This window comes from Dyadobacter endophyticus (assembly GCF_014641595.1).
In the GTDB taxonomy this organism is placed as follows: domain Bacteria; phylum Bacteroidota; class Bacteroidia; order Cytophagales; family Spirosomataceae; genus Dyadobacter; species Dyadobacter endophyticus.
The window spans coordinates 2849430-2864656 of sequence record NZ_BMIA01000001.1; the positions used below are offsets into that span (position 1 = coordinate 2849430).

Annotated in this window: 7 protein-coding genes; all 7 read right to left on the minus strand. The window is 52.5% G+C overall.

Annotated elements, in window-relative coordinates; all coding sequences use genetic code 11:
- Positions 1 to 4: 4 nt before the first annotated feature.
- The gene (locus IEY24_RS11435) at positions 5 to 1291 is read right to left on the minus strand and encodes a hypothetical protein (protein WP_188931763.1); all 1287 of its coding nucleotides are present in this window, start codon (positions 1289 to 1291) and stop codon (positions 5 to 7) included.
- A 348-nt stretch (positions 1292 to 1639) separates the two neighbouring features.
- A complete protein-coding gene (locus tag IEY24_RS11440) occupies positions 1640 to 2200 on the minus strand; it encodes a sigma-70 family RNA polymerase sigma factor (RefSeq protein WP_188931765.1) in 561 nt (186 codons plus the stop codon).
- Between the two features lie 103 nt (positions 2201 to 2303).
- Positions 2304 to 5276, minus strand: a complete 2973-nt coding sequence (locus IEY24_RS11445; protein WP_229221949.1) for a DPP IV N-terminal domain-containing protein — start codon at positions 5274 to 5276, stop codon at positions 2304 to 2306.
- A gap of 38 nt (positions 5277 to 5314) precedes the next feature.
- The gene (locus tag IEY24_RS11450; protein WP_188931767.1) at positions 5315 to 6829 is read right to left on the minus strand and encodes a M20/M25/M40 family metallo-hydrolase; all 1515 of its coding nucleotides are present in this window, start codon (positions 6827 to 6829) and stop codon (positions 5315 to 5317) included.
- Positions 6830 to 6843: 14 nt separating this feature from the next.
- Entirely contained in the window at positions 6844 to 9879 is a 3036-nt protein-coding gene (locus IEY24_RS11455; protein ID WP_229221964.1) for an amidohydrolase family protein, read from the minus strand.
- A gap of 39 nt (positions 9880 to 9918) precedes the next feature.
- Complete coding sequence (locus IEY24_RS11460; RefSeq protein WP_188931769.1) at positions 9919 to 11373, minus strand: SusD/RagB family nutrient-binding outer membrane lipoprotein; 1455 nt, start codon at positions 11371 to 11373, stop codon at positions 9919 to 9921.
- Positions 11374 to 11419: 46 nt separating this feature from the next.
- Complete coding sequence (locus tag IEY24_RS11465; RefSeq protein ID WP_229221974.1) at positions 11420 to 15031, minus strand: SusC/RagA family TonB-linked outer membrane protein; 3612 nt, start codon at positions 15029 to 15031, stop codon at positions 11420 to 11422.
- Positions 15032 to 15227 lie beyond the last annotated feature (196 nt).

The following is a 15227-nucleotide window of genomic DNA, read 5'->3' on the forward strand; positions in this document are numbered from 1 at the left end:
TGGATCAAAATAGGAAAAACTGCACTTGCAACCAAACCTGGCCGTACGTCTTCGAGCTATATCCGCCGCCCGCGTCGGCCACATTATGCTTGCGCGCTACATAGGAGAGACGAAGATTCGTGGCGCTTCCATTAAAAAAGTAGTTCAACCCGCCGCCGTAAACGCTGCTCGATTTGGCCTTGTCAAAATTATCGATCAGTTCCGAGCCCACCTGTTCTTTGCTGGCGGATATATGCTGGTTTTCGTAACGCAGCCAGGGCTGAATACGCGATTTCTTGAAATAGTAACCCAGTTCGAGGAACTGCACCGTTTGTTTGGGAATCTGACGTGCAAAGGAATATTTCGAATTGACATTCGTGCCGCCCGTCATGTATTGAAATGCAGCATTCAGGGTTACCGAACCGGCGTCACCGGCTTTTTTATCAATGAAAAGGTCCGTACCGACATTGTAATAGGAACCCTGTGTATCGAAACCCGCACCCCAGGCGATGGTATTGCCCGCGCCGAGTTTGGTACCGGCATAGTAATAATCTTTTTCGGGATCGAGGAAATTGTAAGCAACGCGACCCACTATACGTAACGGCGCCTGACCATCGAGGTTCCTTCCCGTGAATAAACCCAACCGGTATTCCAATTTGTCTTTCAACAAAAACCCGCGCGCATTCACACCCAGGTCGCGACCGAAGTTACCTTGCAACGGGCTGTTGGCAAACAGGTTGTAAGGATATTGAAAATAGGTGAAATCGTTGGCCATTAGCCCGGCAGCGCCCTGTAAGCCATTCCGGTTGCTGGAAACGAGCTGCATCCCTGCAATGAGCTGAAATGCATTGGAAAAGGCATATTCATATTGGCAATCGAGCAGGATCGGCGCCACTTTTACATTTTTGGTGCTATCTCCCAGCTGGATACCTATGGGCGACGGAAGGTCTGTCTCCATAAAAAAGCTACCCTTCCGGGAAAGCTGCCCGCCAACCAGCACGCGAGCCCTGTACAGCGAAAACCCTTTGTTCCAGTCACTTGCCTTGCTGGTAACATTACCACCGAACCCCGATTGCTCCGCGGAAGCGAACATGTGCACGATCGCACCTACGTGAATGGACGGCTTGAAGTCGTCCTCTGCTTTTTCTGCCGCCAGCGCAGAATCCGTCGGCGCCAGGTAACCGGGAAGTTCACGCAGCACACGCACTTTCCGGGCTGCCTTTCGATCTCTCGCATCTTGACTGCCATCGGCCAGTGCGACGCCCTGGCAAAGCAGCAGCAGCAATCCTGCATGTAGGAAAAGTCTTTTCATGATGGTCGTTGATTTGTTTACGTAAGTAATACAGTTCAAAAATATAAACAAATTACGTACGTACAAATAATTACCCTGTTTTCATGAAAAGTTTATAATTATCCTTTAAATAAGATTATTAACCTCCATTTCAGCGCATTATAGATCACAACCAGATCCTATAATTAACTATTCACGGATACCACAATATACCTAAGTAATTTACGACAGCGACTTTCCCACCATGTTTGCGGCTCCTCGGACAGTTACCTATTCCATGCCCTACAGAACTACATCTATTCATCAACTCTTATTCAGTGTTCTATCGTCCACTTCACGCGCGCCGGGGAAAAGCTGTTCGCAAGCGATTTAACGCAGATAAATGACCAGTTCCTGCCGTAAGAATGCGATCGTACGGGATATGTGGGCTTCGACAGTTTTAACGGAAATCCCCATTTTATCGGCTATTTTGCCGTATGTGAGTCCTTTGTGCCGGTTAAGGAGGTAGGCTTGCTGTGTCTTTTGAGGAAGCTTGGCCAGCGCAGCATCATGCATTAGTTGTAGTTCGGCTTCGTCCAGGCTTTCACAGAGGGTATTATCCGGGACATCACATCTTTCCATTTCCCGGATGAAAACCAACACTCCTCTTTTCTTTCTGGAAAGCACGCGCATCGCATAATTGCGCGCCATTACAATAAAATAGGCCTTAAAGTTGGCGATCTGGTAACCTTGAAGCTGCGCCCTGGTTTCCCAGAGCATAACGAAAATATCCTGGACCCAATCCTTGATCAGCTCGGGGTCATCCGAATAGCGCATCAGGATTCGGGCCAGCGTCGAATAATATTTGTCAAACAGTATTTTGAATGCCTCTGTATCGTCCGCCGCGATCAGATCAACAAGCTGATCGTCGGAAAATGTTGATTTATTCATATTTTTTATCGTTGAAATAGCAATATTATCAAAATATTATTCCGTAAAAATCATATTGTTAAATATAATAAATTGTATTGCAATTACCCGACAGAATAATGTATCATTTCGCTTCTTTAAGGTCTTTAATATCCAGGTATTGCCCGTTTTTGATGACCGCCTTTACATTCAGAAGATCTTTGATCTGCGTCAACGGATCTCCGTCGATGATCACTATGTCAGCAAGCTTGCCGGGTTGGATCGCACCCAGGTCGTCACCAGCCCCTGCTTGTCGGGCCGACCATTGGGTAGCAGCACGTAAAGTTTCAAACGGTGAAAGCCCGGCAGCCACCCAACTTTGGAGTTCTGCATGGTAGCTTAGTCCCGACGGTATGATCGGAGAGTCGGTCCCCGGCGTAAGCCTGGCCCCTGACCGCATAAGCCGGACCATCGTTTTTTCGATATTTTGGTAGGTCTTGTTCGATCCCCTGGCTCTTGCGGCAGCAGATCGGAGCTCTTGTTTTTGCTTCTCAGCATAAAATGCCTGAAACTGCCAATGGTCGAAAAATAAACTGTCGCCCGATATCAATGCATTCATTCCCCCGTGAAGTGAAATAGTAGGCGTCATGTAGATGCCCGATTGTGCCGTCAGGGCCAGGACATCCTGGTAACTCTTGTTCTGCGCCGACAATTTGGGAGAATACCCCCGCCGGCTCGTTGCCCCGATGTGCTCCACCCCGTCGACGCCCAGGCCCGCGGCGGGATATATCTCGTGCGATGATACCGGCAAGCCGTGTGCGTGGGCAAATTCAGTGACCCTTTTTTGTAAAATATCGGGCAGCCCCACATAGGTTTTGATCATGTCGTACCCTAATGTGGCCGCACGGCCAAGTTCGAGTTCCAGTTGGGCTCCTGCTACGTTGCTGGTGTTACGGTTATAATAGATCCGGTTGCCTTCCATATGACCACCTGTGAAAAAACTCCTTGGCCCCAGGCGCTTGCCACTGGTCCAGGACTCTTTCCGCTCCAATGCGTCGTAGGGATCGGTTCCGGGTTCCCGTATGGAAGTAATCCCATATGCCAACCACAACCGGCCGCCTTTTTCGCCTAATTGGGCATTTTGATGGGTATGCATTTCAAAGAGGCCCGGGATCACAGTTTGTCTCGAAGCGTCGATAACCCTTTCCTTCCGTCCGGGCTGATGCGGCACAATTTCCCTGATACGGTTTTGCTCGATGACGATGTCGGCATTCTCTGTGTATTTATCCGATACACCATCGAAAATTTTTCCTGCGTGGATCACCAGCCGGCCTTCAGGCCGTTGCGGCTCCCAGTTAAATTCCATATTGAGCGGCTCTATGCGTCCATCGGCGACATCGACCCTTTTGAGCTTATCAGTGGCCAGGAAAACAATGCTTTTCGAATCACCCGTCCAGCTGGGATTTTCCGCCAACTCGTGCGTAAGCTGAACCGGCCACCCGAGGATATTCAGCCGGGCATCCACCCGGACGATCCAGAGTACATTATCCAGAATGTAGGCGATCGCCTTGCCGTCGGGGGAAATCACCGGGCCATTTTTGCCTCGCGTAGCCAGCGAACGCCCCGGGACCGGGGATGCGAAACGTGCCCCGGACCGATCGGATGGAATGACGAGAAATTTACTGATTCCCTCACGAAAACGGCTGGAATACGGATCCAGTGAAGAAACCACCAGGTATTTGCCGTCATTCGACCAGCTGGGCTGCGAAGCTTCAAACAATCCGTCATACAGGGTCGTCACTTTTTGCGTTTTAACGTCGATCACCGTGAGGCTGCTACGACTGTAAGCATTCGGATCGGCCTGATAGAACGCGATCTGGCTGCCGTCGGCCGACCAGCTTGGAAATTTCAGGTTATCCGCCGCATCCAGCAGGCACACCTCTTTTCCGGTTTTTATTTCCCTGATCCACAAATCCATATTACCATTTCTGTCACTGGTAAAGGCCAGCCACCGGTCATCGGGAGACCATACCGGGTCGATATCGATGAACACGTCGTTGGTGATCTGCACCGGCCGGGATTTACCCGTTTCCAAAACCCAGATATCTCCCAGTGCAGCAAACGCTACGAATTTGCCGCTGTTGGAAACCACCGGCCCGCGGATACCTTGTACGGGCGTTGAAACGGCTGTGTCAAAGTCGCGTTTTTTAGGTGCATACCTGTCCCTGGCAAGCGTTACTTCGGCTGTAAAGGCGATTGTTTCCGCCGTGCTCGTTCCAATCCTTCCGAGCTTAATCTGCCCGTCGGCCGTATACAAGTATTCGGTGGGCGAAAGCCAGGCTGTTCTGAACGGAAATACGTCTTCCACGTCCCGCGACAGGGTCTGCCAATCACCGCCTCCCATTTTTACCATTTCAAGCTGACTTATCCCTGCTGCAAAACTATTGAAGATGATATGCTGTCCGTCGGGATGCCATACCGGGGAGGCCAACTTCTCTTTGCTGTGCACAAACAACAGATGCTTGCCTTCCGAATCTCCCATATAGATGCCCGCAGCCGTAGCGCGCTCGGATACATAAGCAATGCTTTTGCCGTCTGTACTGAAAACAGGGGAATAGTCACTACCGGGATGATCGGTCAGTTGCACCAGACTGTCGCTTTTTAAAACAATTTTCCAGATATCGTAATTGCCGCTGCGGTCGGAAGAGAATGCGATGCTGGCCCCGTCCGGTGACCAGTACGGCTCACGGTCATGATAGATTCCGCTGGTGAGTTGCCTGAGCCCGCTGCCGTCCCTATTGACTTTCCAGATGTGAAAATAACCGTCCCGGTAGGACTGAAAGGCAATCTGGGTCCCGTCGGGTGACCAGGTTGGCTGCCGGCAATCGCCGAGCGCGTCGGTAATGGCTCTCGCTTTGCCGCCCGTTACGGGCAGTACCCATATCGTCCCCTGAAGGTCCATTGCGATCGTTTGCTTGTCGGGCGAAAGCGCAACGGCCATATTGGTCCCTTCGGTAAGGGTAACCTTCACTGAATCGGCAGGTGGCTGTGTGGAAGCGTTGGCTGCCGGTGTTAAATGCAAAATGCCCGCCAGCATGATACTTGTGCTGGCAGACATTAATTTGAAAACGATTGCGCGTGTTTGCCGGTGACGGGTCATTGATCGATAGGTGTCGTTAAAATTGAATAGCAGGTTTTGATACCGGACCTGAGATTACCCAGCCGGAGGTTTTCATTGGGGCTATGCTGGTTATTGTCCATATTCACCAGCGGTACAATCACCGCTGGCACACCAAGGGTCTGTATAAAAGGCACTACCGGCACCGAGCCGCCCATGATCCGTATGATGACGGGCTCGGTCTGAAAAGCCGTTGTCACACATTTTTTCAGCCAGTTCCCTATCGGCGAGTCTATTTCGGTTCGAAACGCCGGGGAGCCTCCTCCCCCGCCGTCCATAAAAACCAGTTTGGAGTACCGTAGCCTTTCTGCTTTGGTCGGGACATGGTCGACGACCTGGTACCCCAAACCCTCAAGATGCGTTTTTACAAGCCCGGTCATTCTTTTTCCGTCGGTTTCAGGCACGAGCCTGATGCCAAATTCGGCGATGGCCTGCTCCGGTATGATCGAGCCGCCCCCCTTCCCTACCACCGCCGCCTTCAGGCCCCGGACGTTCAGGGACGGATACTGCATCGATTCCTGATAGTTTTTCCCTACTTTTTCTTCTGCCGCGATTTGCAGCCTGTCGTTAATGTCGGCCGTCACGTCGGGTACTGTCGCCATTACCTTCGCCGCCTGGTCGTCGAACTTGATGCCGTCATAAAAGCCTTTGATTAAAACCCTGCCGTCTTCATCTTTCATCGAGGCGATTATCCTGGAAAGGCTAAATGTCGGATCGGGCGAGTAATTCCCGAAATGCCCGCTGTGCTGCTGGGTAATGGCGCCATAGGTCGTCAGTGAAAAGCCTGTACCGCCCCGGCAGCCGAAAGTCAGGGTGGGAAGGTTCGACGAATGCATAGGGCCGTCCATGACGATCAGATAGTCGGCCGCCAGCTCGGTCTTGTAATTTGCCAACGCGCCTTTGAGCCCGGGGGAACCTTTTTCTTCCTCACAATCCAGAACCACTTTAATATTGAATGGTGGTTGCTGCTTCTGAGTGGCTAGCATATCCAGGGCCTGCAAAAACATGATAATAGGACCTTTGTCGTCGGATGTCGACCGTCCGAAAAGCCGCCATTCGTCGTTGATTTTTCCGTTACGCAGCATTGACCAATCGATTTCACTGAACGTACCAGCCCGGTCTCTTTCCTTCAACACGGCTGAGTAGGCATTTTGTTGAAACCATTCTGGCTGCCGCACGGCCTGACCATCGAGGTGAAAGTAAAAAAGCACCGTTTTACGACTACCCTGGAAAGCTTTTTTTGCCAGAAAGAGGGGCATTTTATCCGTTTTAAGCACCGAGATTTCAAAACCTCTTTTCACAAAAGCGTTTCGGGCCCAATCCACATTTTTGTCGATATCCTCAGCCACCAGCGCATCATTGGGGATCGCCACAAAATCTTTCAGTTCCTCAATGGCCGGCAGCATCCGTTCGCTCACAAGCTGATCGTTTTGAGCGGTTACCCTGGAAAGGAAAATCAGGGAAGAAAGGACTGTGATGAGTAGGATTTTCATCGTCATTGGAGCGCTTAGTTGCTTGAATGAAAACCCGGCAGTACCGTTTTGCCTTGTTCGACCCTGGCTTTCAGAATATCCTCAATGCCAAAGATTTCGCCGTTCCGGATGACCGTTTGCACATTAAGAACATCTTTGATATTTTTAAGCGGGTCTCCGTCGACGATCACCATATCGGCGAGCTTTCCCCTCTCCAAAGTGCCCAGGTCCTTGGCGACACCCAGTGCCTCAGCTGAATACAGCGTGGCTGACCGAAGCGTCTGAAAGGGCGAGATACCGCCGTCGACCCAGCTCTGCAACTCGGCATGGTAGCTGATCCCCGGATGTATAATCGGGGAATCAGTGCCGGGCGTGACGTGCCCTCCGCGCTCTACCATGGTTTTGACCGTTTTCTGGATATTTGAAAATGTCGTTAAAAAGGCCGGATTGCCCTTAGTCCGCAGGCTCGTTTGCGCTTTCATCTGCTCGACGACAGCCGGCCCATAAAAGGCAGCAAATTGTTTATGATCAAAAAAGGCGGGGTCCTTGTCAACCAGCATAGGCAGCCCGCCTTGCAGGGAAGCGGTCGGTGTGATGTTCATTCCCGACCGGATAAGCAGCTCGGTAACATCCTGATACGAATTATTCAGGGCCGTCAGCTTGGGCGAATACCCTCTCCGGCTTGTCGCGCCCATGTGTTCTACGGCATCCACACCATAGCGCGTTGCCGGATAAATTTCGTGGGAAGACACCGGTACGCCAATCGAATGCGCGAAAGCCGTAATGCGCTGCTGCATCAGGTCGGGCATCCGGACGTAGGTTTTGATCATATCGAAATCGAGCCGCTTTGCTTTTTCCAATTCCAGTTCCAGCTGTGCACCGGGAACATTGCCCACGTTCATTCCGTAATAGATCCGGCTGCCATCCAGAATCCCGCCGGTATAAAAGTCGCGGGGCCCGAGCCTCCGCCCGCTGATCCAGGATTCCTTCCGTTCAATGACGTCATAAGGATCGCCACCCGGCTCCCGGATCGTAGTAATGCCATAGCTCAGCCATAACCTCCCCAGAGGTTCACCCGCACTGGCTGACTGGTGTGTATGCATTTCGACCAGACCGGGGATCACAGTTCGGGAAGATGCATCGATCAATTTCCCTGTCCGCCCTGGTTTATGTGGCTCTATGCTGATGATACGGTTGCCTTCGACAACTACATCCACATTGCTCTGGTAACCATCCGTCTTGCCGTCAAAGAGTTTTCCGGCGTGAATGATATAACGCCCCGTGGGCTGACGTGCTTTGTAGTTAAGTGTAACCGAAATCGTCTCGGTAATGCCGCTTATTACGGAAACCTTCTTGAGAACATCTGTCGCCATGTATACAATACTTTTCGAATCGCCCGTCCAGCTCGGATTTTCAGCCAGTTCGTTGGTCAGCCTGCGAGGGGCGGCAAGCAGGTCGCCATTTGCGCCTACTGCGACTGTCCAGAGCACACCGTCCATCGAAAATGCGAATTTGCTACCGTCGGGCGACCAGTACGGCCCGTTTTTTCCACGGGTGGAAAGTGTCCTCTCATTGATAGGCGTCACGTAGCGATAACTTTTATCGGTGGTCGAAATAAGCAGGAATTTGCTGACACCCTCCCGATAGCGGGTTGAGTAGGGAACCAGCGAAGATATGACGATGTATTTGCCGTCCGGTGACCAGCTGGGCTGAGAGCCATCGAAAACCGGTTCGAAAACAGTTGTGGATTTGCCTGAAACAATATCAATGACCCGGAGCGAAGAACGCCCGAAAACCGATGGGTCTTTTTGATAATAGGCAATTTGTTTTCCATCGGCCGACCAGGCAGGCAGGGTAAGTGGCCCGTCAGCGTCCAGCAGCAGGGTTTCCTTACCTGTGGCCATTTCCCGCACATATAGGTCCATGTCGCCCTTACGGTCGCTCAGGTACGCGAGCCGTTTGCCGTCCGCCGACCATGCCGCATCGATTTCAATGAATTCATCGTTGGTCAGCTGCGTCGGTACAGCGCTGCCTTTTTTAAGCAAGTACATATCCCCCAATGCGGTAAAAGCGACATTGTTGCCGTCCGGTGAGACTACCGGCCCCCGAATACCTTTAACGGGGTGGCTGTTTGCTGAGTTGAAATCATATTTTTTGGATGGATAGGGTTTTCTGCCCAATGTCATTTGAGCGGCAAATGGTATCGAAAGCTTTTGCTGCTCGCCGAGCTTTCCGCGATTGATCTTTCCCCCTGACGTATAAAGGTATTCGGTATCGGAAATCCAGCTGGCTTTGAAAGGGAATACATCTTCGCCGTTTGCGGAAAGGGTTACCCATTCGCCTCCGCCGATCATGGCCATATCCAGCACCGTTTTACCCTCGATAAAATTATGGAAAACGATTTTGGGCTGGCTCGGATGCCAGGCAGGAGCACCGAGTTTGCCGGTGGTGGTCAGAAACAGTTTCTCCCGGCCTGCACTATCCATCATGTAAATCCCCGGGGCTGCACTTCGTTCCGAGACGTAGCTGATCTGCGAGCCGTCCGGAGAGAATGCAGGAAAGTAATCGTTTCCCGGATCACTGGTAAGCTGGGTGAGCTTGCCACTTGCCGGTTCGAGTTGCCAGATGTCGTAGTTGCCGCTTCTGTCAGACGAAAAAAGCAGACGGGTGCCGTCCGGCGACCAGCAGGGTTCGCGGTCATCGAAGCTGCCCAATGTGTGCTGCACGGGAATCCCGCCGTTTTTCCCGACCGAATAAATGTGAAAGTTTCCGTCCCAGAATGCCTGGAAAGTAATCTGGGAACCATCCGGAGTCCATACCGGTTGTCGGCAATCACCGAATTCGTCGGTCAAAGCGCGAGCCGCTCCACCAGTAACAGGAATGGTAAAAATGGTACCCTGCAAATCCATCGCAATGGTTTTTTTATCGGGCGAAAGGGCAATGGCCAGGTTGGTCCCTTCCGTGAGGGTAACCTTCACCGAGTCAGCCGGCGATGCCGCGGCTTTGACCGTAAACAGCACTGCCTGCATTAAAAGCAGCAGCCATATTTTTTGATTCTGAAAAAACATCATTCGGTTATGGATCGGTTTGGCAGATTACAAAACAATTTATTAAAGATTTACCGGTGTTTTTACAAATACCCCGGGGACCGGGCGCGGGGCGCTGGTGTTGGAATTTACTTCCGCTTCGCTGTAAATCATCCGTTCGGGCAAAGCGACACCTGCATTCGGAGATAATTGCACGGCCACGGCTTCTTTCCTGGTCCGTCTCAGGTCATTAAAGCCTAAGATCTGCCCGTTAAAAGTCAGGTATCTTTCCATCAGGATTTCCCGCAATAATGCCTGCTCCGCCTGAATGCCGTCTTTGTTGAGCATGCCGCCCGGCGCGATATCGCTGGCCGTGTAGGGTTCGTACCGGTAAGTGTACGTTTTGTAGGTCGGATCAAGATCCCCGCCGGCATTCAGGTAGGCGCGGAAAGCATTGAGCTTTTCCAGTCCGGTTGCCGCCCCGCCGCTTCTCAACCCTGCCTCCGCCAATGTGAGCAGATTCTCGGAAAAGGTAACCAATGGATAGGGTGCCGATTGACCGAAGAGCCCTCTGGAAGTTGTCGAGCTGTTGGTATTGGGAGAAACCGGGATCTGCGTACCACTGGCGTTTACGGTGATGAAATGATGGTTATAGCGCGCCGTTTCGTCTGTTCTGGCATTGCCACGATAATCCGGGCTGGCTGGGTTCAATAGTTTCGGTGCCAGCGACAACGCCGCATTGATATCTCCCACCCGGTTTCTGGCGATGAAAGCGTACATCAGGTTTTCATTCACGTTCAGCGTACTTCCGTGCGTAACCACAAGCGAGCGCGCCGCGCCGGTGATCCCCTTGCCTGCTGCGGCATAGGCCAGCTGGTACTCCCTCGTTTCCATATAGAACCGCGATTTAAGCGTATAGGCAGCTTCCTTCCATTTGCCTGCATCTCCCTGAAAGAAAATGTCGGCAGCCCCGGGAGAACTGCCAATGCCCGATTCCAGATCGGCAATAGCTTCGTCGAGCAACGCCTGCAGTTTTTGATAGACTTCGACCTGTGGCTCAAAAGCCGGATTGGGAAACCGGGCGATGTCAGCAGCCTCCGAAAAGGGAACATCACCCCAGCAGGCCGCAGCAGTACCCAGCGCATGGGCACGGGTGACCTTTGCGATACCTTGCACAAGCCGGTTATTGGTAGTCTGGGACTTGGTAATCACCAGCTTGGTTTGCTCTACGACCCCCTGGTATACAAACTGCCAGACGTCATTGAAGGACGCGCCGGTGACGTTGTAGCTGTAAATATCCTTGTACTGACGATCGGTGCCGGTAAAGTAACCAGACCACATCGCCGCCACGCGCGCCAGATGGCCTTCCTGCACGGAAACGTTCCCCAACTGGGCACCGGTCAGGATCAAAGATGCCGAGGCATCGGTGGGATTGTTCAGGTCGGTATTCATATTGTCGACCAGTGATTCGCAGGAGATGAGCCCGGCTCCCAGGACCATGCCTGCAATTATTATCAGTTTCCTTCTCGTCGTTTTCATCGTGATTTGTAAATGCTGTGAAATGGATGCTACGGGTTGCGGAGTACTAGTAGTTTACTTTAATGGTAAACAGGTAGGAACGTGTGCCGGGGGTATTAAAGTAATCCATATTGCGGCCAGCAGGTCCTCCCGAGAGGTTAGTGTCCGGATCGATGCCTACCACTTTCGTCCATAAAAAGAGGTTACGGCCGGTTACCGAAAACTCCACCGATTGCAGCTTCGTTGCCCTCCTGAATGCCTCGGTATCTAACCGGTAGGAAAGTGAAAGCTGCCGCAAACGCGTCCAGCTTCCGTCTTCCACAAACTGCTGCTTCAACGACCCAAATCCGCTACCAAGGGTGGTGTACCAACTTTCGTCCAGCAGCACAGGGCCTGCCCCAAAGTCCTTCAGATTACCGCGGACCGTGGTTCCAGCGGGGATGGTCTTGCCTGCGTAATTTTTGGTGTCGGTGGCCAGCGTGACTTCATTGCCAGTGTCGCGATGCGTGCCGAAATTGTACATAACACCCCGGGTACCGCTGAAATAGTCGCCGCCCTGCGAGGTTTCAAAGAGCACATCCAGGCTGAATTTCTTGTAGGACAATGTAGTCCCAAAGCCGCCTATCCAGTCCGGGTTCGGATCGCCCACTACCCCGGTAACCGGGTCTGCCACGGGAAATCCATTGGCATCCAGCATCATCGACCCATCTTCCCTCAGCAGGTAGCGGCTGCTCCAGAATACGCCTGTGGGCTGTCCCACGACCGCGCGGGCATCCAAAAAATTTTCGATACCACCTACCAGGTACAGCGACTGCGTACCGGCCAGATCGAGCACCTTGCTGCGGTTCCGGGTAAAATTCCCGCGAACGGCCCAGTTGAAGCCTCCTTTGCGGATCACATCATAGCTCAGGTCCATTTCCAGGCCCTTGTTCTGGAGTATTGCGGCGTTGGTGTACTTGGTGGCGAAGCCCGTGCTGGGCGCCAGGGTTACCGGCACCAACACGTCGCGTATCTTATTATTGTAGTAGGTCAAGCCCAATTTCAAACGGTTGTCGAGCAGGCGCATATCCAAACCGACTTCGTACTCGGTCTTTCGCTCCGGTTTCAGATACTGGTCGCCCATAGAGCTGCCCTGAGTATAGGCGCCATTGCCGAATTGGGAGCCCACCAGGTTATCTCCCCAGGGGTTGGCAGTGTAAATGGTGGAAGAAAAGATCGTATTGGAACGGTATGGGAGCGGTTGCACACCCACCACACCGTAGGATGCGCGCAGCTTGGCGAAATTGATAGCCCCTACCCGGTCCATCCATTTCAGCCTGGTAAAAACCCAGGCTAAGTCCGCCGAAGGATAGTAGAATGTTTTGTCGGAAAGCGCACCGAAAGACGAAGCCGATTCTGCGGCGCCCGACAGGTTCAGAAACAATGCGTCATAAGCCGAAAAACTTGCGGTAGCGTACGCCCGGACCGTACGCACCTCCGTTTTCAGGTTAACGGGCGTACGGTTGAGCGCAGTGGCATTGGCAAAGTTTGCCGGTGCGTCGGCCACCAGAAAATTGGAGATCGTCACACCCATGTTATTGTATTTGCGGTTATTAATGTTGATGCCCGCCACGTAGGTGGAGCTGAAATTGGGGCCAAAATCTTTGGTGGCCCGAGCCAGAAGGTCCGCATTCACCTGGGTTTCTTTGGTGACCTGCTCTCTGTATTGCCCGGTTCCCGCACCGGTGATGTCATTGACCGGAAAATAGTTGATTTGTTCGTCGGAATACGTATCCAGCCCGGCGCGGGCAACAATATCCAGCCATGCAGCGGGCTTGATCCCCAATTCGGCGCTGTTCATAAAACGGTCGACATCGGTAGAATTCTGCTGTTCGTACAGCGCCCATAGCGCGTTGTTGTTGGCCGGATTGATGACGCTTCCCAGGTAGCTGCGGTACCCACGCTGCCGGCCGGTAACCGCCGACGCCGTCGGACTGGTATAGTAGCTCCCTTTGTAATCGGAGATATCGAAGTCTGCCGGGTTGCGTAAAAGGCCCACCATGGCCCCTGCCAGGTTGTTGCCCCGCTGGATCCTGTCCGAAAAGCTCTTGGTGTAGGCGGCCGTGGCGGACATCCGCACCACTTCATTGAATTTACGCTCCACATTCAGTCGCAGCGTGGTGCGGTTGTAGGTGCTGTTACCGCGTTGTACACCTTTCTGTCGGATGTCGCCAATGCTGAAAAAGTAGGTAGTTTTCTGGTCTCCGCCGCTCAGACTCAACGCATTGTCCATAAAATGACCGTCGCGAAAAACCTTGTCATAGTTGGAAGTATTAAAAACATCCTGTGAATTCTTTTTAATAATGGGATAATACCTCGTACCATCAACAGCCTCAAAAAAGGCCCCTGCCGCATTGACTTCATCCGCACCGCCGGCACGGTTGGCAATCTTATCCCCCCAGGCGTTGGCCCCATTGGGATTGTAGACACCTCCGGCTCCTTGCCCGAATTTGTCTTGGAAAGGGTGAAAGCGGTTGATCTGGTCGATCGAAAATGTGGAGCTGAAACCGATATTGAGCTTGTTACTGTCGGCCCCTTTTTTAGTAGTAATCAAAATTACCCCGTTTGCAGCGCGGGAGCCCCATAGGGCGGCCGCAGAGGCGCCTTTCAGTATCTGCATAGAGGCGATATCATTCGGATTGATGTCGTTCAGGCGCGACTGGGGCACTACGCCGCCCGAGGTGCCTCCCTCGGTGGTATTGCTGATCGGGATACCGTCCACCACGATCAGCGGTTGCGTATTGCCTGTGAGCGTGTTCTGGCCGCGTATCTGGATAAACGCCGCAGCACCCGGATCGCCGGCAGCCCTGGATACCTGTACCCCCGCCGCTTTCCCGGCCAGGCCGTTGATCACGCTGGTCTCTCCCGACCTTGCCAGCGCTTCTCCGGCGACCTTACTGCTGGTGGAACCCAACCGGTCGGCTGCCTCCTTAAACCCCGACGCGGTCACGACTACCTCCGAAAGGGCTTGCACGTTTTCAGCCAGGACTACATTCACAACGGACTGGTTGGCAATGGGTATTTCCTGTGTAACATATCCGATGTAGGAGAATACCAGCACCCCCTCCGTCGATGGTACTTCAATTCTGAACCCACCCTGCTCATCGGTAACGGTGCCTATGTTGGCTCCTTTTAAAAGCACGTTAACCCCGGGAATTCCGCTTCCTGTCGTCTTTTCAGTCACTTTGCCGCTGATACCGAATGCCTTGTTGTCGTAGTCCGGGCTGGCGTCGACTTTCAACAGGACATTCGGGGAATCACCGTTGCCCTTAACCTGGGCTTTGGGTGTATTTTCCTCCTTGTAGAGCAGGTAGAACCCCTCGCGTGGCTTTCGGTAATGTATTTTCGAGCCTTTCAGTACCGTTTCGAGCATGCTTTCAATCGTCGCATCCTTGTTGGGCGATACCAGCAGCTTTCTGTCTATCTGAATCTGGTCGATAAGCCCCGTTTGGTAGGCGATCGATACATTGAATTTTCCTTCAAGCGCCATAAGCCCGTCTTTCAACTGAATGTATTGCGGTTGATGAGGCTGATCGGCCTCGCGATTTTCGCTCAAGTATGAGACCAGTTGTCCCTGAGCGCTCGCCGGGTAGCCGATCAGCCCTAAAAACATGCATAGTGTCCTGGAAATGTTTTTCATAGTGGTCATCCGTAGTTTAAGTAACGAAACAGGTTATACGTAACTGCAATGCACGGCCAGGTAGCGCCTTGTCAACGGTCTTTTCAAACAGCTGACTTACGCCGACAGGCTCTGGGTTAATGATGACTGGGTAAATTGGGGTTTACAATAGAGACTGCACCCCGTTTTGCGGCTATGGAGCACAATGTCTTTCCCC